The organism is Sorangium sp. So ce302 (assembly GCF_051530145.1).
Lineage (GTDB): Bacteria > Myxococcota_A > Polyangia > Polyangiales > Polyangiaceae > Sorangium > Sorangium cellulosum_B.
The window spans coordinates 7,774,026-7,791,813 of record NZ_CP150326.1; the positions used below are offsets into that span (position 1 = coordinate 7,774,026).

Sequence of the window (17,788 nt, forward strand, 5' to 3'; positions counted from 1 at the left end):
CGACGCCGCGCGACGCCGCGCTTGCGCGCAGGGCGGAGCATCGCGCGGTGCTCCGGCGCGGAGGTATGCGGCCCGAACACAGCATCCGAGCTGAGCCGAGGCTGCCCGATGCTCGTCCCCCGAGCGAGCGGCCGCGCGCACCCCTCTATCGCGCGCCCCTCCATGAGGAGTAGAGCGGCCTCCCTCGTGCGTGATATCACCGTCATGACGCGGTTCGTCGGCGATGGCCTGGATCCGAAGCCCGCGCTCCGGCGCCGGGCACTCAGGAGCTTCAGCGCATGAAGATGATGACCCTCGGACCCTTTGACGGGAACGCGTGGCTGCTCGGCCGGAAGATCGAGCGGACGGTCGCGGAGTGGAAGGAGCCCGCGCGGCTCGCGATCGTGGCCATGCCGAGCGGGACGAAGCACGAGGAGTACCTCGCCGCGGTCGAGGACGCGACGGGCGTTCCGGTGGTCGGAGCCACCACCGGCGGGGTGTCGTTCACGGAGCGCGGCTTCAGCAGGAGCGGGGTGACGTGCGCCTTCCTCGGGGGAGCGAACGTCGAGGTGGCGTGCACCGCGGCGCGCGAGCTGCGCTCGGATCACGGCAAGAGCATCAGGGCGGCGCTGAGCGACATGGACGAGGCTGTCTCGAGCGGCAGCGGGCGGAGCGGGGCGACGAGCTCGATCCTGGTGCTGGCGGACGCGTTCGCGTGCGACGGCGACGATCTGGTGGCCGCGCTCCGCCAGGGCGTGCCGCCGCACACGCGCGTCTTCGGCGGGACGGCGGGCGACGGGTGGACGTTCGAGGGGGCGCGGGTCTTCCTCGGCCGCAAGGTGCTGACGGACGCGGCGGTCCTCGTGCGGTTGACGCACCGGCAGCGGGTGAACATCGACGTGGTGCACGGTTTCCGCGCCGCCGAGGGCGGGCGGGATTTCACGATCACGGACATCGAGCGGAACGTGCTCAGGACGCTGGACGGGCAGCCTGCGGCGCGTGTGTACGAGGAGGAGCTCTCGCGGCTCGGCTTCCGGTCGAGCGGCGAGGGGCTGCTCCAGACGATGGCGAAGCACGCGCTCGGGGCGAAGACGCCGTTCGGCGAGTCGCTGAAGATCAGGTCGCCGATCGCTATCCGTGGGGACGGCGCGGTGGTGCTGACCGGGGGGCTGGCGCGCGGGCAGGTGGTGCGCGTCGTGAACGCGGCGACCGACGCGGTGCTCCAGGCGGCGAAGAGCCTGTCGACCAAGGTGCTGGGGCCGCTGCCCGGGGTGGCCGGTTCGCTGGTGTTCGACTGCGCTGCGCGGTTCCGGATGCTGGGCGAGCGGTACCGCGAGGAGGTGCGGGCGTTCCTCTCGCCGAACGCGGCGTCGAACCCGATGTTCGGGATGGCGTGTTACGGGCAGATCGCGAAGTTCGGGGGGAGCGTCGAGGGGTTCTACAACACGAGCGCGGTCATGGTGGCGTGGGGGGAGTCGGACCAGGCGACGGCTGGCGGCTGAGCTTTGCTGGGCTGACGAAGAGGCGGGGCGGCTCGTTGCGCGTGTGGGGGCTTTGCTGAGCTGACCGGCCCGAGGAGAGGCACGAGCTGGGTCTGGTCAGCCGACGGACGATAGACGCCCTCGACGTTCACGAAGGTGCGATGACGTTGCACGGCCGTTCGTGGCACGCGTCATGTCTGCACCGCGGCGAGCGTGTCACCGGACCACCATCGATCGCGAGACACCTGCAGGGGAGCAACACCGCTGGACGTCGAGCTGCGTCCGGCGCGGCCTACCCGATGCGGTCCGTTCACGGCGCGCTGGCTTCGCCGCGAGAGGGGCGCATGTCGAGGCTGAACAGGACGGGTGGGTCGTCAAGGTGCTCGACTTCAGCGTCGCCAGGAACCTCTCGATCAACGGCGGACTCCACACCATGCCAGGCGGGGCGGTCGGGTCTCCGCTGTACATGAGCCCGGCGCACGTCGTTCGCTGAGCATACGACAGTGACACGGAGGAGTGACTTCATGCGATGCAATCCGTTGGAGAAGGCTCATCGATTCCGGTGCGCCGCTGTGCTCGCCGCGGCATTGTGCGCGACCGCGTGCCAGCGGGCGCGAATGTACGAGGAGCCTGTAGGACCGAGGCCGGTCGTCGGGTGCGACGTGTTCGCGAGCGCGAGCGCTGCGCCCGGAGGCGCCGGGACGCGCGACGCTCCCCACGCGCGCCTGCAAGACGCGATCGACGACGCGAAGGGCGGGACGGTTTGCGCATGCGCCGGCCATCCTTTCGCCGAGGCCGTGACGCTGCCCGCGGGGATCGAGGTGCGCGGGGACTTCACGTGCAATGGAGAGTGGAAGCAGAGCTCGGATGCGAAGAGCACGATCGCGGGGCCGGCGGGACAGGTCGCGCTGACCCTGACGGGCGACGCGGACGGGGCGAAGGTGCATGGATTCGTGATCTCCGCGGCGAGCGCGACGGAGCCTGGCGGGTCGTCCATCGCGGTTGCCGTGGCGGACATCGCGGCCGAGCTGAGCCACCTCGAGGTGCGGGCCGGCGACGGCATGCCTGGCGCCGACGGTGAGCCGGAGGCGACCGCGGCAGACGCTGGGGGGGACGCTCCGACAGAGGGCGCGCACGCACCGACGAATGCCTGCGTAGTTCCCGCGCGCGGTGGTGAGTCCGGACGGATGACGTGCGGTGACGTGGTCACCGATGGTGGCCCGGGCGGGACCGGGGAGACGTCGCCCCTTTCCGTGAGTCTGCCCTCCACGCCCGCGCAACCCGGTGAGGGCGGCAAGCCGCTCGCGAGCACGCCCCCGGACGGATTTGGAGGCACGGTCGACGCCTCGGGAACCCGCCAAGCCGGCATCGCCGGTGCCACTGGCGCCAGCGGGACGCCTGGCGAAGGCGGCCATGACGGGAGGCTGACCCTCGCCGGCATCACAGACGGCGACGGCGCCCCCGGCCAGCCCGGCAAGCCGGGCCAGGGAGGCGGAGGGGGAGCTGGCGCACGCGTGCTGGGCGTCGTTTGTACCTTCATCGACGGACGTCCGGCAGACGGCGCTGCCCCGGGAGGTGGGGGTGGAGGCGCAGGCGGATGCGGCGGCAAGGGCGGCGCAGGCGGGAGAGCCGGCGGGTCCAGCCTCGGAATCGTGAGCATCGGGACGAAGCTGGGCCTGGCCGATGTGACCGTCACGGTGGGTCATGGCGGCCATGGAGGAATCGGCGCCGCAGGACAGAGCGGCGGAGAAGGGGGGCGAGGTGCGCCGGGCGGCACGACCCGGAACGATACGAATGCGCCCGACAACGGGGCTGGGGGGATGGGCGGTCGTGGCGGCGATGGCGGCCCCGGAGGCGGCGGGCGCGGCGGACATGCGATCGGCATCGCCTACGACGCCGCCCCTGCTGTCACGCCGTCGTTGAAGGAGTTCATCCCTGGAGAGCCGGGTGAAGGCGGTCTGGGAGGACTCGAGTCGTCATCCAGCGCAGGCCACGCCGGCGTCAGCGCCGCCTGCTGGAGCTTCAAGACAGGGACGCGCTGCGCGCCGTGAGCCGCGGCCGCCGCCACGCAGCACACCTCGAGGAAGACCTATTTGAAGATGGGCAACGGCCGCACGGGGTCGCCTCAGAATCCGAGCGCTCGGATCGCCTTGCGGATCGTGTCCGCGCTGGCCCGGACGCCGGCCTCCTCCTCGGGGCTCATCGGTATGGGCAGCTGTGACTCGACGCCGGACCGGTTCACGATGCACGGCACGCTCAGGCAAACGTCGTCGATCCCGCGATAGCCACTCAGCAGGCTGCTGACGGGCAGCACGCGGCTCTCGTCGCGGAGCAGGGCTTCCAGGATCTTGGCGGTCGCGAGGCCGATAGCGTAGTTCGTCGCGCCCTTGCCGGAGATCACCTGGGCGGCGGCGTTCTTCACGTTGGAGAAGATCTCCGCCCGGTCGCTCGCGCCGAGCGCGCCGTGGCCGGGCACGGACCACGCGTCGAGCGGGATGTTCGCCACGTTCGCGCTGCTCCACAGCGGCACCTCGCTGTCCCCGTGCTCTCCCGCGATGTACGCGTGGACGTTCTGCACGGCCACGTCGAGCCGCCTCGCGATGAGGAACCTGAACCGGCTGCTGTCGAGCACCGTGCCGCTGCCGATCACGCGGGCGGGCGGGAGGCCTGTCAGCTTGAGCGTGACATACGTGATCACGTCGACCGGGTTGGTGACGAGCAGGTAGAGCGCGTCCGGCGCGACGGCCTGGAGCCTCGGCAGGAGCTCGCGGCATATCGCGACGTTCGCGGTGGCGAGGTCCATCCTGCTCTGCCCGGGCTTCTGCTTCGCACCGGCGGTGATCACGACGACGTCCGCCCCGCGGCAGACCTCGACGTCATCGCTGCCGTCGAGCGTGGCCACCGGGACGAACTGCAGCCCATGGTTGAGGTCGAGCACCTCGGCGTCGACCTTGGCCCGGTTCGTGTCGAACAGGGCGATCTGCTTCGCCACGCCGCGGAGCAGGCTCGCATAAGCGATCGTCGCGCCGACGCTGCCAGCACCCACGATCGCGACCTTGCTGGAAGAGATGGTCCGGTGATCAGGCATACCGCCGGGGTACAGCGCCGGGGCGATTGCACCAAGGCAAATCGGGCCGCTGAGCCCGCGCGGGGTCAGCCGTGGCCGCCCGGCGGCGGGGCGGCCGGCGCCACGACGATCGCCGCCAGGACCGCCGGCGCCGCCCTCGGGTCGGCGGCGGGTGCTGCGGCGCCGGCGGGTCCTGCAGCACCCTCGGCGGGCCCTGCGGCGCCAGCTGGAGGCCGTATCTCGACGGCGAGGGCCGGCTGCGCCACCGCGGGGCTGAGCGCCACGCCCTCGTCGCGGCACGCGCGGAAGAACGCCTTCATGACCTCGGACTCCAGCAGATCGTGGCGCTCGAAGTCGGCGATCCAGAACTTGATGACGTAGCGCTGGAAGAGCGGCGTGACGGCGGCGAGCCAGAGCCTGGGCGCGGGCTCGCGGAGCACCTCGGGCACCTCGCTGCAGGCGCGCTGGGCGGCGCGCTCCACGGCCTCGGAGGAGGCGGCGAGCGCGACGAGCATCTCGATGTTGCGCGCGCAGTTCCGGTCCGGCGCGCAGAAATTCTGGACGCGCGCCTTGGCGATGATCGAGTTCGGCAGGATCACGACGTCCCCGGAGAACGTCCGGAGGCGCGTGGAGCGCCATCCCACGTAGATCACCTGCCCCTCGACCCCGTCGACGAGGATCCAGTCCCCGACGCCGAACGAGCGCTCGGAGTGCAGGGCGAGCCCGGCGAACAGGTTGCCCAGGGTGTCCTGCAGCGCCAGGCCGAGGACCACCGTGATGACGGTCGAGGTCGCGAGCAGCGGCACGAGGTCGACCCCGGTGACCGCGCCGACGATCGAGAGGCCGGCGACGAGGTAGAGGATCGTGAGCAGGAGGTGCCGCACCAGCGCCGGGAGCAGCACCTTCCTGCGCTCGGCGAGCCAGTAGTCGATGACCAGGGTCTCGGCGATCTCGATGGCGAGGTACGCGGCGAGGGTGAGCTCCAGGAGGAGCACGCCCTTGTGGAGCGTGGGCAGCTCTCCCCCGCGAAGGGAGATGAACGCGTGCAGCGCGAGCAGCGCGACGAGCATGCGCGCCGGCAGCCGCATGCGGCGGACCAGGAGGTCGTCCAGCGACGTCTGCGTGGCGCCCGCGAGGCGCGAGAGCGAGGCGAAGACCAGGCGGTAGGCGAAGAAGCCGAGCGCGAGGACGGAGGCCGAGAGCGCCAGCGCGACGGGCAGCGAGGCGGGAGAGCGGATGAGGTCGGCCCAGAGCGCGGGGAGCCGGTCGAGGTTCACGCGGCCGAGTCTGCCACAACTCTGCCACGGCCCGAGCGCGGGGATCCGTCGCCGAGCCGCGCCCGGGGGCGTAGACTCCTTCCATGGACGACATTCGCGATATAAGCGACGACGAGGCCCGGGTGGCGGAGCTGGTGCGCTCGGCGCGGCGGGTGGCCGTGCTCGGCATCAAGACCGAGGCGCAGTCGGATCAGCCAGCGTTCTACGTGGCCAGCTATCTGCAGGGCGCGGGTGTGGAGGTGATCCCGGTCCCTGTCTACTACCCTGACGTGAAGACCATCCTCGGCCAGCAGGTCTATCGCCGGGTGGCCGACGTCCCGGGCCCCATCGACATCGTCGATGTCTTCCGGCGGGGCCAGGACGTCGCCGGGCACCTCGACGACCTGCTCGCCGCCCGGCCGCGCGCCGTCTGGCTGCAGAGCGGCATCCGGAACGACCAGGTGGCCGAGCGGCTGGTCGAGGCAGGCATCCTGGTCGTGCAGGACCGCTGCCTGATGGTGGAGCACCGCCGCCACGCAGGCCGGGGCTGAGGCGTCGGACGGCGGGCTCGCCGCGGGGCGACTACACCGCTCGGTGCTGCGTCCCCTTGCCGAACGTGATCGCCAAGAAATCCCCCTGCTCGTGGACGATCATCCGGTGCCACACCCCTTGCGGCACCGTGCACGCCGTCCCTGCGCGCAGCGCGACGACCCGCTCGCCGCCCTCGTCCTGCAGCACCACGTCGATCGCGCCCGAGAGGAGGTACAGGATCTCGTCCCCGGCCGGGTGCATCTCCCACCGGGGCGTGTCCTCGGCCATGTGAAACCGCGTCACGAGCCAGCCATCCACGCGCTTGACCCGCCGGATCTCGGCGCCCGCCGGCTCGTCGGACATGAGCTCTTGCCAGAACGTCGGCTTCACATCGATCTGCAGCGCATCCCCCGCGTCCGCGAGGTGCAGGTACGTGCTGCGGAGATCGAACCCAGGCTGTCTCGGCTCGGCCATATTTCCCTCCCCCGTCTCGACTGAGGGCGTCCATGCCAGCAGGGCTCCCCTACCGCGTCAATCCGCTCTTCCCGCCGTGGCCTCCCCGCCGGTACGACCGGTGCGTCTCAGGCGCCCCGGCGGAGCCCGCCGGCCTCTACTGAACAAATGCTCCCATCCTGACCGGGACGCGCTAGACTGCGCTCGCAGCGCTCGCCTCTTCGCCCGGAGTACTCCGCACCATGCCGCGCCCCGTGAACAACCCTCCGAACCCCTGGTCGTCGACGCAGGTCGAGTACCTCGAAGAGGCGCCCCCGGCGACGCTGCAGATCTTCGAGGAGCAGGCCCGCTCCATCGTGACCGCGAACGACAGCCCCGATCTTCCATTCCGGTTCAGCGTCAACCCGTACCGGGGCTGCCTCCACGCGTGCGCGTACTGTTATGCCCGGCCGTCGCACCAGTACCTCGGGTGGGGCGCCGGGACGGATTTCGACCGCAAGATCGTGGTCAAGTCGAACGCGCCCGAGCTGCTCGAGAAGGAGCTCAACAAGCCGAGCTGGCAAGGAGACACGATCGTGTTCTCGGGCAATGTCGATTGCTACCAGCCGCTCGAGGCGAGCTATGAGCTCACCCGCCGCTGCCTCGAGGTGTGTCTCGCGTTCAGGAACCCGGTCGGGCTCATCACGAAGGGCGCGCTCGTGCGGCGCGACGCCGCGTTGCTCGGCGAGCTGGCGCGCCGGGCCCGCGCTCGGGTCCACTTCAGCATCCCGTTCGCCGACGACGCGGTGGCGCGCAAGATGGAGCCGTATGCGAGCCGCTCGTCGCTGCGCTTCGAGGCGATGCGGGCGCTCTCCGACGCGGGGGTGCCGACGGGGATCTCGCTGTCGCCGATGATCCCCGGCCTGAACGACAGCGATGTCCCGGAGCTCCTGGAGCGCGCCCGGGCCGCCGGCGCGGAGAGCGCGTTCATGATGCCGCTGCGCCTGCCGCGCGAGGTGCTCCCGGTCTTCGACGAGCGCCTCGAGGAGGCCTTCCCGGACCGCGCCGCCAAGGTCCGCCGCGGCATCCAGGAGATGCGCGGCGGCAAGATGAACGAGGCCGCCTTCGGGGCGCGCTTCCAGGGCGCGGGCCCGCGCTGGGCGGCGATCCAGCGGCTGTTCGAGGTCCACTGCCAGCGGCTCGGGCTCAACGTGGCGCGCGGCAGCGGCGAGTACATCGAGCGAGAGGGCGAGTCGACGTTCAGGCGGCCGAGCCGGCAGGGGACGTTGTTCGACCTCTGAGCGTGGCCTGCGGGCTCGTCGTGATCGTGCACGACGAGCAGCGCCTTGCTTCGCCGGCGCCTTGATATTTCGTGACGTAGCCACCACCCGAGAAGGAAAACTGCTACCCAGTGATCGCGGCACCAGATGCATGACATGGCGCTCGCGGCTGCCCTGCGCCGATCACGATCCGGGCGGACGGAGCTGCTTGCGGACCTTCTTGATGAAGGTCTGGGTGCACTTTCCGTGAGTGCCCTCATGCTCCATGATCTCGAGCGTGAGCTTGGCCTTCGTCCCGCTGGAGAGATGTGCAGCCGCGTTCACCTCCCTGGCGAGCTGGATGCCTTCCAGCGACGCAGGTCCCTCCGGCTTCTCGACGGCCGCCTGCTTGTTCGGCTGCCGGAAGTGGGAAGGCTTCGTCTTGGTGACGTCGCGGAAGCCGGTGTCGTCCGAGCGCCGGCCGGTGCCGTGGCAGCCCGGACAGGAGGCGGTGGTGCCGGAGAACGAGTTGGCGATGCGGCCGTCGCCGCCGCAGATGCCGCAGGATTCACCAGCCATGAGCCTGGCCCTCGGGTCGGGGCAGGTGCTTCGGGTCCTTCATGCCCGAGAGCATACAGCCGATCGTGGCTCGTGGGAGCTTCGCCTGGAGCGGTCCTCCATTTTGTGCGTCGCGGCTGTGCTCCGCGTCGCGCGGCGTGAGCGGGATCCGCGTCGTTTGGCTCGCCCCCGCGCAGGGGCGAGCGGGACGCCGCGAACCCATCCGGGTGGGCTGGCTCGTCCACGCGGAACATGGGTCGCATTCATCTCCCGGTGGACAAGGCGCGGTGGTGCTCAACATTGAGCAACGTGCCCCGGTCGACGTGGAGCAACGGGCAGACCGAGGATCAGGTGACGAAGCTGAAGGTGCTCAAGCGCCAGATGTACGGCCACGCCAGCGTGGGGCTCCTGCGCCAACGATTGCTCCTCGCGGCGTAAAGCGGCATTCTGGAGCGTACGGCCCGCCTGCAGTATGGGAAGCAGATCTGCGACCTGGCCCTGCAGCACTCCCGGGACCTCAAGCCGGGTCTGGAGCTGGTGGCGCAGGACCTCATGCAGACGATCTCGCTGCAGACGATCATCCACCTCGTGTTCGGGGTCACTGCGCCGGCGGAAGCGGCGCGCCTCGAGAAGCTGCTCTGCACACGCTGCTCTTCGCGGGGCACAGCACGACCGCGGGCGCGCTCACCTGGGCGCTCTATTTTCTCGGACACGCGCCAGCCGTGTTGCCCCGGCTGCAGGACGAGCTGACGGCGCTGGGCGCGGATCCGGATCCCGAGGCGCTGGCCAAGGCGCCGTATCTGGAAGCGGTATGCCCGGCGCTCCGGTGCGCGTGATCGTCCGTTGATTCCTGCCGCAGCGAATTCTATTGAGTTGCGCTGACGTCCCTCTCCCCGCGGGCGGAGGCGCGCTCACACCACGGCGCGCGCGAACTGTCCCGGCGTGATGCCGACGATGCGCTTGAAATGCCGGTTGAGCTGGCTCTGGTCGTAGAGGCCGACGCGCGCGGCGATCTCGGACGGCGGCACGCCCCGCGTGAGGAGCGCTCGGGCGCGACCGATTCGCAGCTGCGTCACATAGGCATACGGCGTCACGCCGAGCTGGTCGCGAAACGCGCGGATGAGCTGGAACTTGTCGAGCCCCACGTGCAGAGCGATCTCGTCGAGAGAGAGCGCGGTGACGAAGCGCTCGCGGATGAGCTCGAATGCGCGGCGCAGGGGGGCGCCCCAGGCGTACGGGCGCCCGTGCCCGGCGTGACCCGGACGGGTGAGCGCGACGACGGAGCGCAGCGACTCGGCGAGCGCGGTCTGGAGCGCGAGGGGCTCGGCGTCGCCCTCGCGGACGAGCGCGTGCAGGGTGAGGAGCGGCGCGCCCTCGGGCTCTCCGCGTTCGAGAAACAGGCCTGGCGGGGGCGCGAAGGGCCGGCCTCCGAGCGAGAGGCGCGCTTCGTCGACCAGCGCGTCGTCGAAGAGCACCACCTGGAAGCGCGCCGGCCCATCGCGGCTCTCCTCGCGATGCACCTCACCCGGGAGCATGAGCGCGAGCGCGCCCGGCGTCGCCGTCCAAGCGCGCCCGCGCGCCCACCACGCGCATTGGCCGGCCGTGAAGGAGACCGAGGCGAAGCGGTCCTTCACGGAACGGTGGCGCCGAGCATCGCTGCGGCAGCGGGCCACGGTCACGCCGGAAAGCGCCTTCGGTCGCACGATCTCGATACGCAGCGGATCGTCCGGGTCGCCGGCTGGCAAAGCGCTCGGCATGCTCCGGATCCTAGTGAGCCAGCGCGCACTGCGCCAGGCCCATTTCCGTGGATCGCACGCTGCGCGGGTTCCGTCAATTTCGCCCAAGCCGCGCCGGCGGAGGGTGGACATCCTCCGTCCCGAGGTCGCGGGTATCGTCATCCTCGGCTCATCCTCGACCCGCTTGCGCGCGAATCTGACGGACGTCGCGTTCGCAGGCGATCCGCTGCGTTTCGACTCGGGCGCTGCCCTCCTCGACGCGCGGCGGAGCGCCTCGGCGCCGCGCGCTGGCATGACATGGCCTGTCGTTCATCAGGCCCACAGATCCGGAGCGAATCCTATGGGACGGTTGCAAGAAAAAGTCGCGCTCATCACGGGTGGAAACATGGGAATCGGCAAGGCCGCAGCGCTGCTGTTCGCCCAGGAAGGCGCCAAGGTGGTCGTCGCCGCTCGCCGGGTGGCCGAGGGCGAGAGGACGGCCGCGGAGATCGTCGCCCGAGGGGGAGAAGCCATCTTCGTTCCGGCGGACGTGTCGCGCGCGTCCGACTGCGCCGCCATGGTCGCAGCCGCCGTGAAGAGGTACGGGCGGCTCGACGTCGCGTTCAACAATGCAGGCGTGGAGCAGGTCATCAAGAGCCTGCCCGAGCTCGAGGAGGACGAGTGGGATCGCGTGATCGACATCAACCTGAAGGGCGTCTTCCTGTCGATGAAGTTCCAGATCCCGGAGATGCTCAAGGCCGGCGGGGGCGCGATCGTCAACACGTCCTCCGTCGGAGGCCTCGTGGCGACGCCTGGTCTGTCCGCGTACGTGACGTCGAAGCACGGCGTCATCGGGCTGACCAAGGCCGCGGCCATCGATTTCGCTGCTCGCAACGTGCGGGTGAACGCGATTTGCCCCGGGGGCACGCACACCGCGATGTTCGACAGGTGGATAAAGGATGGGGCCGTGGAGCAACACGTCCTCGCGAGCCACCCGATCGGCCGGTTCGCTGACCCGATCGAGCCGGCTCGGGTGGCCCTCTTCCTGGCGAGCGACGAAGCGTCGTTCGTGACCGGGGTCGCCCTGCCCATCGATGGCGGGCTCGTCGCGGCCTGACACGGACGCTATGTGGACGGCAGGAGGGGGAAGCGCGGGACGACGAGGGGCCGTCGAGGGAGGGAAGCACGTTGCGCCGGAGCGCTCCGACCCGGGCTGGACCCGTGGCGGCGGGAGCGCGGCGCGTCGGCGCGGTCAATCCGCGCAGCAGAGCACGCCGCCGCCCTTGTCGGACGTCTTCGTCACCACGTTGGCCTCATCGCAGCCATCTCCGCTGCCATCTCCGCGGCAATTCCACATCGACCCGATGGCTCCGCACAGATCGTTCGAGAAGCGATCGAGCACGCCGCAGCTCGCGGCGACACGGGCGTCACCCATGGAGCCGCAGCCGAAGAGATCGTTGGCCGTGAGCGGCGAGGTCGCGCAGCCCCGGGCGCAGCTGCAGCCCGTGCAGGACGGGGAGTCCTCGAGCGAGCCGGTCGCGCAGATCGCGCACCCGGTGCTCCCCTGGCGCGTGGCGAAGAAGAGGTCGGGGCCGAACTGCGCGCCCTCGCAGCCCGTGGGCGAGCGGCGGGCGACGTCCTCGGCCCCTGCGCACACGTGAAAGCCGGGCGCGCAAAGGTCGGCGGCGCCGCACCTGAGCCCCGTGGGGTTGGCGCTGTCGTTGCCGGCGAGGTGGGCGCATCGCGGCGCGGTGGCGGTGAGGATCCCGGGGATGGACCAGCCGCCGGAGCAGGCGGCGATGAGCGGATAGACCGCCTCGTCGAGGAAGCCCTCGCGGGTGCCGTCGCTGCAGCCGCTGCTCGTGCCGCCGCCCGTGGAAGACGACGCGGCGGACGAGGAGGCGGCGATCGAGGCCGAGGCGGTCGACACGGCGGACGCCGAGGACGCCGCGTGGGTCGAGGCGGCCGGGGCGCCGCCGCTGCCTCCCATGCCGCTGCCGGCGCCGAGGTCGCCTTCGAGGGAGCTGCGCGCCCCGCACGCGGGAAGGGAGAGCACGGCAGCGAGAACCGAGAACGCGGCGCGGGGCGCAAAGGACATGTCCATGCCGCGATGATCGCACGTGCCACCGCGCGGCGAGAAGCGGCTCGCCGGGAGCGCTCGTGGCGTATCATCGTCCCCGGCCGAGCATGGACGCCGCCGCCGGGTACGAGGGATTCTCCGCCGCGCAGTGGGGCCGCCTCCGCGCGGCCACGCCGCTCACCCTCTCCGAGGCCGACCTCACCGCCTTGACATCCTCGCGTCGGTTCGTCTTTTCTCACCCTGAGCGCGTCCGATCACGACGGTCGGGTCACGCGAGATCCCCTGAAAGGGCGCTGGAGCTCGGGCCATCGAGTCAGGCGTACAACACATCATGAAGCGCGCAACCGAGAAGCCGAGCAAGCCGCGAGCGAAGGCGCAGAAGGGGTCGCCCGAAAGGCGCGAGCCTCGGGAGGCCCCCGGAGCGCCCGCCGCGCCCGCCACGCCCGCCGGCGCGCAGGAGAGCCCGGCCGTCGTCGCGTTCCTGCGCGAGCTGGATCATCCGCGGAAGGAGGCGATCGTGGCCCTCCGGCACATCATCCTCGGCGTCAGCCCGGCGATCCGCGAGGAGATCAAGTGGAACGCACCGAGCTTCCGGACAACCGAGCATTTCGCCACGTTCAACTTGCGCGCAAAGGACCGCGTCCGGCTCATCCTTCACCTCGGAGCCAAGGTGAAGGACACGGCGGCGAAGGGGCTCGAGATCGCGGACCCGGCTGGCCTCCTGGAGTGGCTTGCCAAGGATCGCTGCCTCGTGACGTTCAGCGACGGTGAGGACGTCCAGGCGAAGCAGGCGGCGCTGGAGTCCGTGCTGCGCGCGTGGCTCCGATGGCTCTAACCCCTGCACCGGCAGCGGGCGAGCGGGGTCGAGCGTGCCTGTCGTCCGCGGCGCAGCGTGAGAGCACCCTGGATGACCGGCGAACGGCCTCGGCCGCCGCTACTGACCCAGCGGCGGCGCGCAAACCTGGGTGGGTCGCCACAGATCGTCGATAATGCTGCTTGCGTTCGAAGATTTGTCCACCATAACGCAGCACGAACCGCGTGCAGTACCTCGAATCACGTGAATCTACGCGGCGCACTGATTGCCATCACCGCACCGTGACACTTGCTCGCCGCCTCGCGCTCGGCCTCGGATTCATCATGGTCATCGCGGTGATCGCGTGGGCCTCAGGTATCGTGAGCACCCCCACCCCGCAGCGGCCGCGACCGCCGGTGGTCCGAGCTGGCGCCTCCGCACCCGAGCCACCCTCCCCTCCCGCGCTGCAGCCCAGCGCCATCTCCGTCCCGAGCCGGCCGGCGCCTGGCGAGCCTCCCACCGAGCCCATACCGCTGCGGGCTTCGGCGCGCGGTCCGGAAGATCAAGCCCCCCAGGAGCCCCCGTCTCCCCCCCTCAATGAGGAGCCGATCGAGCGTCCGATCCACCATGCCCCCACGAAGCCAGCCGCCCCGCCGCGCCCCGCGCGCCCGCCGGAGCAGTCCGCATTCCGGCGGAGGTTACAGCCCGGGCTGTGCACGGACCCCAGCGAGGCAGCCGGCGCGCAAGAGACGTTGATCTCCCACTTCCGCCACGAGACGTGGGGAGATGCCGGGCGCCTGTACGTCGACCCCAGGCTGCCGGACGACGCGCACCTGCGCCTTCTCGATCACCTCGAGCATGCGGAACGGGAGGTGTTCTACCGGCTGGAGCTCAAAGCCGAGCGCCCTGACGTCTTCGCGTACCTCGATACGGACCTGCTCACGGCTGCTGCCTGCACCAACCGCGGCGTGGTCGCCTTTTACGACGGCGCGCTGCACGTTGTCACGACGCGCGCGGGCACTCGGACCAGCGTCGTGCACGAGTACACGCATCACGTGCTGATGAGCCACGGCATGCTGGGGCCGGCCTGGGCGCAAGAGGGCATTGCCATGGTTATCGCGCAAGAGATATGGTGGCTCGCCCCGGCTAGGCTCGAGCAGGTGAGGCACGCTCCGATGCCCCTGCAGCTGATGGAGCAGGCGGTCCCCTACACGCTCCGCACGGACGATGCCCTGATGTTCTATGTGCAAGCGGCCAGCATGGTCCGCTGCTTCGTTCGCGGCGACGACGCCAGGTTGCGGCGGCTCATGGATGCGATGGGCACGGGTGAAGAAGCGGCGCTCGGCGGCTCATCCGACGAGCTCGCGCAGCTCCTCGAGCCCTCCACCTGGAATTCCTGCATCGACTATCTGATGCGGGACATGGCCCTGCTGCGCTAATCCCTCGTCGCCCTGGCATTACACCACGCTGGCGCTCGCGCGGAGGATCTCGAATATCAGCCGTTGTGACGTGGCGCGCTCGAGTGCTATCGTTGCCTGGTGCCGGCGACCGGTTGGCGAGAGCTCAAGGCCGAGGGGAAGAGGACGATGAACCTCCGGTCTCATGCGACCGTCGTCGCCATGGCATGGCTGGCCGCGTGCGGCAGCGGGTCGAGCGAGCCGCCGCTGCCAGCGCCGTCGGGCGGAGCAGGCGGTACGTCGGCGGCCGGCGTCTCGTCCGCGGCAGGAGGATCGAGCGGGAGCGCAGCACAAACAGGCGGCGCGGGAGCGAGCGGCGGCGCTGCGGCTGTCGCGGGCTCGACCGGCGTGGCCGGCAGCCCGAACGCCGGCGGCGGCGCCGGAGCCGCCGACAGCGCCGGAGCCGGTGGTGCGAGCGCGGGGGCGGGCGGTGACGGCGCGTGCCCGGCGGGCTCGACGCAGATGTCGCCGTGGCCTGGCAAGGCCGAGGTACGCACGCTCGACAGCGAGGACGCGTTCGAGAGCGATCTGAGCGGGCTGACCTACGAGGCGCCCGGAGTGCTGTGGGCGACCGACAACCTCTCCGCCAGGCTGTTTCGGTTGTTGAAGAGCGGAGCGAGCTACGCGCCGGACACCTCCAAGGACTGGGCCTCCGGCAAACGGCTACGTTACCCGAACGGCAAGGGCACCCCCGACGCGGAGGGAGTCACGCTCGCCGCCACGAGCGCCGCGGGCGTCTACGTGTGCACCGAGCGCGACACGGACGATCCGTCCGTGAGCCGGCTGTCCGTGTTGCGCTACGACGTGACGGCCGCCGGAGCGACGCTGACCGCGACTCACGAGTGGAACCTCACCGCGCTCTTGCCCGAGGTCGACGCGAACGCGGGCCTGGAAGCGGTCACCTGGGCGGCTGACAGCTTGCTCACGGCGCACCACTTCTTCGACGAGAGCAAGGCCCGAGCTTACGTCCCGAGCGACTACGGCGAGCACGGCGCCGGCCTGTTTCTGGTGGGCGTGGAAGAGACCGGCAAGGTGTACGCCTTCGCGCTGGATCACGAGGGCGGCGCGGCCACCTTGGTGGCCAGCATCTCGACGCCGCTCGCGGGCGTGATGGGGCTCGAGCTCGACCGTGACACCGGGAGCTTGTGGGCATCCTGCGACGACACGTGCGACAACCAATCCGCCGTCTTCGGTATCGACGACGCGCTCGGGCGCTTCGTGCTGGAGCGGCGTTTCAGTCCCCCCAGCGGGCTGCCGGACTCCAACAACGAAGGCATCGCGCTCGCGCCGGACGCGGAGTGCAGCGGCGGCGTCAAGCCGTTCTTCTGGACCGACGACGCCGATGCCGACGGCTTTTCGGTGCGCGAAGGCTCGCTCGCTTGCGGTTGCCTCTAGCGACTGCAGGCCGTGTGGTGGAGCGGCAGCGCCTCGGGCGCCGGAACGAACGCCACCCCTGAGCCGCTGTCGAGCTCATCACTCATGACGATGAGATCGGGAATCACCGGGGCACCCGTGCCGCTGCTCTCCCTGAGCTGGGCGGGGCCGAACGACGCCTCGCGCGACGCCGACGACCTCCTGTGCCCCGACTGGGCCCGACAGGAGCTCACACGATGCCCCGGCCGGGTGCACCATCACGCCGCGCCGCTGCGGCGGTGCCGCGCCGGCCCCGGACAACCAGCGCCGCGGCCTCATGGCCCTCACAAGCCGCGAACCGCGTCGGAGCCCCGCCCGCGGATTGGGCCTTGCGACCGGCGCACGGAATGCTGTACCACGGAGACCGCAGTGCGTTTTCGTGGGGGGTCGCACCGGCGCGGCCCGCTCCTGGTCTATCTTGGACACGCGACGATGCCGCGCGCCCGCTGACGAGCCCTCATGACCTCACCTGCCCAGGATCGCGCCACGGCCCGCCCGGCATCCCGCCGCAAGCTGCTCCTGAATCCGCGATTCCAGCTCAAATACACCGGGCTCCTGGTCTCGGTGGTGCTCGCCGTCATGCTGGCGCTCGGACTCGTCATCTGGCAGACCGCGAGCGTCGCGAACGAACAGGCGCGTTACGCGGCGACCCAGGCGGAGCTCGCGCTCAAGGAGGCGGCGAACAGCGCCAAGATCCTCAAGATGAGCACCGCCGCCCTGGGCGGCGACGGCGCCGACCTCGGCAGCACCCTCGACGAGGAGCTCGAGAAGACGAACCGCGAGTACGAGCGCAACCTGGCAGAGGTCGCCAAGCGGCGCGCCGACGTCGAGGCGCTGCAAGGTCGCCTCCTCGGCATCCTCGTCGGTGGCGGCGCGTTCCTCCTCGCCGTCCTCGGCGTGCTCGGGGTCTTCATCACCCAGCGCATCGTGGGGCCGGTCCACCAGCTGAAGCGCCTCTGCCGCCAGGTCGGCACGACGCGGCTCACCATCGGAGAGGGGCTGCGAAAGGGCGATGAGCTCGGGGACCTGTTCGACACGTTCGTGCAGATGACCTACTCGCTCAAGGCGCTCCAGACAGGCAGGCTCGCGACGCTCGACGCGACCATCGAGCGGGCCGAGGCCGAGTCGGCCTCGGCCGAGGTGCTCGCGCGGCTGCGCGCGCTCCGGGCGCAGCTCTGCCTCGGCCTCAGCGAATCCGAGACGGTGCGGCGCCGCGGCCCGAAAGGTGGTGAGTCATGAGGCGAATCGCCGGGGCGGTGGAGACATGAAGCCTCCCGAGTTGGTCCAGCAGGCGGCCGGATTGCTCCGCGCCCGCTTCGATCTCAACGAGTACAACCCGACCCCGATCGTCGACCTCGGCGCGCTCGTGGCGAACGCCGACGGCACCGTCGACGCCGAGGAGATCGACGCCCTGCGCCAGCTCATCGAGCCGATGCTCGGCGCCCAGCTCAACGTCGAGCTCGTCCGCTACCTCATCGAGGCGAGCCTGAAGGTGATCGCCGCGGCGGGCGTCGAGCCGCGGGTGCGCCTGCTCGCGGAGATCCTCATGGACTGCGACGCGGTGGAGGAGGGCATCATCATCGCGCTGGCGGTCGCCCACGCGAGCGAGGGGATCTCCGACGCGGAGCGCGCGGTCATCGAGTCGCTCGCCCGCGCGGCCGAGCTCCCCGCGCGCCGGCTCGATCAGCTGAACGAGCAGGTCCGGGCGGCGTTCGCGACCTGACGGCGGCCCCCGCCGGCGGCGCGGGCTCCGCCGGGGGCGAAGCG

The 17,788-nt window shown here is 70.8% G+C and carries 19 protein-coding genes; 12 read left to right on the plus strand and 7 right to left on the minus strand.

The features are described 5' to 3' along the window. The first annotated feature begins 278 nt into the window (after positions 1-278). Together WME73_RS29305 and WME73_RS29310 are read left to right on the plus strand one after the other, a co-directional pair. On the plus strand, positions 279-1,481 hold the full coding sequence (locus tag WME73_RS29305) for an FIST signal transduction protein (RefSeq protein ID WP_437739689.1): 1,203 nt from the start codon (positions 279-281) through the stop codon (positions 1,479-1,481). Positions 1,482-1,984: 503 nt separating this feature from the next. Then, positions 1,985-3,511, plus strand: coding sequence for a hypothetical protein (locus WME73_RS29310; RefSeq protein ID WP_437911673.1), 1,527 nt, complete (start codon positions 1,985-1,987; stop codon positions 3,509-3,511). Positions 3,512-3,585: 74 nt separating this feature from the next. Here WME73_RS29310 and WME73_RS29315 read toward each other — a convergent pair whose 3' ends face one another. Continuing rightward, entirely contained in the window at positions 3,586-4,548 is a 963-nt protein-coding gene (locus WME73_RS29315; protein ID WP_437911674.1) for an L-lactate dehydrogenase, read from the minus strand. Positions 4,549-4,613: 65 nt separating this feature from the next. Beyond that, complete coding sequence (locus WME73_RS29320) at positions 4,614-5,804, minus strand: mechanosensitive ion channel family protein (protein ID WP_437911675.1); 1,191 nt, start codon at positions 5,802-5,804, stop codon at positions 4,614-4,616. An 83-nt stretch (positions 5,805-5,887) separates the two neighbouring features. Here WME73_RS29320 and WME73_RS29325 point away from each other — a divergent pair, with 83 nt between their 5' ends. After that, entirely contained in the window at positions 5,888-6,334 is a 447-nt protein-coding gene (locus WME73_RS29325) for a CoA-binding protein (RefSeq protein ID WP_437911676.1), read from the plus strand. Between the two features lie 31 nt (positions 6,335-6,365). Here the strand turns inward: WME73_RS29325 and WME73_RS29330 are convergent, their stop codons facing one another. Further along, positions 6,366-6,788 carry a cupin domain-containing protein gene (locus WME73_RS29330; protein WP_437739694.1) on the minus strand — a complete coding sequence of 141 codons (423 nt, stop codon included), beginning with the start codon at positions 6,786-6,788 and terminating at the stop codon, positions 6,366-6,368. 221 nt (positions 6,789-7,009) lie between these two features. Here WME73_RS29330 and WME73_RS29335 point away from each other — a divergent pair, with 221 nt between their 5' ends. Next, complete coding sequence (locus WME73_RS29335; RefSeq protein ID WP_437850225.1) at positions 7,010-8,047, plus strand: PA0069 family radical SAM protein; 1,038 nt, start codon at positions 7,010-7,012, stop codon at positions 8,045-8,047. A 162-nt stretch (positions 8,048-8,209) separates the two neighbouring features. Here WME73_RS29335 and WME73_RS29340 read toward each other — a convergent pair whose 3' ends face one another. Then, on the minus strand, positions 8,210-8,584 hold the full coding sequence (locus tag WME73_RS29340) for a molecular chaperone DnaJ (protein WP_437739696.1): 375 nt from the start codon (positions 8,582-8,584) through the stop codon (positions 8,210-8,212). A 288-nt stretch (positions 8,585-8,872) separates the two neighbouring features. On the opposite strand from WME73_RS29340, the gene WME73_RS29345 reads away from it, so the two are divergent. Together WME73_RS29345 and WME73_RS29350 are read left to right on the plus strand one after the other, a co-directional pair. Beyond that, on the plus strand, positions 8,873-9,001 hold the full coding sequence (locus WME73_RS29345; RefSeq protein WP_437748151.1) for a hypothetical protein: 129 nt from the start codon (positions 8,873-8,875) through the stop codon (positions 8,999-9,001). A gap of 200 nt (positions 9,002-9,201) precedes the next feature. Continuing rightward, positions 9,202-9,399, plus strand: coding sequence for a cytochrome P450 (locus WME73_RS29350; protein ID WP_437748045.1), 198 nt, complete (start codon positions 9,202-9,204; stop codon positions 9,397-9,399). Between the two features lie 75 nt (positions 9,400-9,474). Here WME73_RS29350 and WME73_RS29355 read toward each other — a convergent pair whose 3' ends face one another. After that, on the minus strand, positions 9,475-10,431 hold the full coding sequence (locus tag WME73_RS29355; protein WP_437911677.1) for a helix-turn-helix domain-containing protein: 957 nt from the start codon (positions 10,429-10,431) through the stop codon (positions 9,475-9,477). A 208-nt stretch (positions 10,432-10,639) separates the two neighbouring features. On the opposite strand from WME73_RS29355, the gene WME73_RS29360 reads away from it, so the two are divergent. Then, a complete protein-coding gene (locus tag WME73_RS29360; protein WP_437911678.1) occupies positions 10,640-11,395 on the plus strand; it encodes an SDR family oxidoreductase in 756 nt (251 codons plus the stop codon). 135 nt (positions 11,396-11,530) lie between these two features. Here WME73_RS29360 and WME73_RS29365 read toward each other — a convergent pair whose 3' ends face one another. Then, complete coding sequence (locus WME73_RS29365) at positions 11,531-12,382, minus strand: hypothetical protein (protein WP_437739699.1); 852 nt, start codon at positions 12,380-12,382, stop codon at positions 11,531-11,533. A 307-nt stretch (positions 12,383-12,689) separates the two neighbouring features. Between WME73_RS29365 and WME73_RS29370 the strand changes: the two genes are divergently transcribed. From WME73_RS29370 to WME73_RS29380, 3 genes are all read left to right on the plus strand, one after another. Then, on the plus strand, positions 12,690-13,193 hold the full coding sequence (locus WME73_RS29370) for a DUF1801 domain-containing protein (RefSeq protein WP_437911679.1): 504 nt from the start codon (positions 12,690-12,692) through the stop codon (positions 13,191-13,193). Between the two features lie 203 nt (positions 13,194-13,396). Continuing rightward, the gene (locus WME73_RS29375) at positions 13,397-14,590 is read left to right on the plus strand and encodes a translation initiation factor IF-2 (RefSeq protein ID WP_437911680.1); all 1,194 of its coding nucleotides are present in this window, start codon (positions 13,397-13,399) and stop codon (positions 14,588-14,590) included. Positions 14,591-14,737: 147 nt separating this feature from the next. Continuing rightward, positions 14,738-16,003 (plus strand): lamin tail domain-containing protein, encoded by a 1,266-nt coding sequence (locus WME73_RS29380; protein ID WP_437911681.1) that lies wholly within the window; start codon positions 14,738-14,740, stop codon positions 16,001-16,003. Here the strand turns inward: WME73_RS29380 and WME73_RS29385 are convergent. After that, entirely contained in the window at positions 16,000-16,215 is a 216-nt protein-coding gene (locus tag WME73_RS29385; protein ID WP_437739703.1) for a hypothetical protein, read from the minus strand. The genes WME73_RS29380 and WME73_RS29385 overlap by 4 nt on opposite strands. A 265-nt stretch (positions 16,216-16,480) precedes the next feature. On the opposite strand from WME73_RS29385, the gene WME73_RS29390 reads away from it, so the two are divergent. Together WME73_RS29390 and WME73_RS29395 are read left to right on the plus strand one after the other, a co-directional pair. After that, the gene (locus WME73_RS29390; RefSeq protein ID WP_437739704.1) at positions 16,481-17,260 is read left to right on the plus strand and encodes a sensor histidine kinase; all 780 of its coding nucleotides are present in this window, start codon (positions 16,481-16,483) and stop codon (positions 17,258-17,260) included. Positions 17,261-17,285: 25 nt separating this feature from the next. Then, on the plus strand, positions 17,286-17,744 hold the full coding sequence (locus WME73_RS29395; protein ID WP_012237886.1) for a tellurite resistance TerB family protein: 459 nt from the start codon (positions 17,286-17,288) through the stop codon (positions 17,742-17,744). The last annotated feature ends 44 nt before the right edge of the window (positions 17,745-17,788 follow it).

What these genes read in the sequence shown, in the direction of transcription:
- WME73_RS29355 (WP_437911677.1), bottom strand. Translation starts at nt 10,431, where the DNA reads ATGTCCACCCTCCGCCGGCGCGGCTTGGGCGAAATTGACGGAACCCGC.
- WME73_RS29330 (WP_437739694.1), bottom strand. Translation starts at nt 6,788, where the DNA reads ATGGCCGAGCCGAGACAGCCTGGGTTCGATCTCCGCAGCACGTACCTG.
- WME73_RS29310 (WP_437911673.1), top strand. Translation starts at nt 1,985, where the DNA reads ATGCGATGCAATCCGTTGGAGAAGGCTCATCGATTCCGGTGCGCCGCT.
- WME73_RS29340 (WP_437739696.1), bottom strand. Translation starts at nt 8,584, where the DNA reads ATGGCTGGTGAATCCTGCGGCATCTGCGGCGGCGACGGCCGCATCGCC.
- WME73_RS29305 (WP_437739689.1), top strand. Translation starts at nt 279, where the DNA reads ATGAAGATGATGACCCTCGGACCCTTTGACGGGAACGCGTGGCTGCTC.
- WME73_RS29325 (WP_437911676.1), top strand. Translation starts at nt 5,888, where the DNA reads ATGGACGACATTCGCGATATAAGCGACGACGAGGCCCGGGTGGCGGAG.
- WME73_RS29360 (WP_437911678.1), top strand. Translation starts at nt 10,640, where the DNA reads ATGGGACGGTTGCAAGAAAAAGTCGCGCTCATCACGGGTGGAAACATG.
- WME73_RS29380 (WP_437911681.1), top strand. Translation starts at nt 14,738, where the DNA reads ATGAACCTCCGGTCTCATGCGACCGTCGTCGCCATGGCATGGCTGGCC.
- WME73_RS29390 (WP_437739704.1), top strand. Translation starts at nt 16,481, where the DNA reads ATGACCTCACCTGCCCAGGATCGCGCCACGGCCCGCCCGGCATCCCGC.
- WME73_RS29395 (WP_012237886.1), top strand. Translation starts at nt 17,286, where the DNA reads ATGAAGCCTCCCGAGTTGGTCCAGCAGGCGGCCGGATTGCTCCGCGCC.
- WME73_RS29365 (WP_437739699.1), bottom strand. Translation starts at nt 12,382, where the DNA reads ATGGACATGTCCTTTGCGCCCCGCGCCGCGTTCTCGGTTCTCGCTGCC.
- WME73_RS29315 (WP_437911674.1), bottom strand. Translation starts at nt 4,548, where the DNA reads ATGCCTGATCACCGGACCATCTCTTCCAGCAAGGTCGCGATCGTGGGT.
- WME73_RS29370 (WP_437911679.1), top strand. Translation starts at nt 12,690, where the DNA reads ATGAAGCGCGCAACCGAGAAGCCGAGCAAGCCGCGAGCGAAGGCGCAG.
- WME73_RS29335 (WP_437850225.1), top strand. Translation starts at nt 7,010, where the DNA reads ATGCCGCGCCCCGTGAACAACCCTCCGAACCCCTGGTCGTCGACGCAG.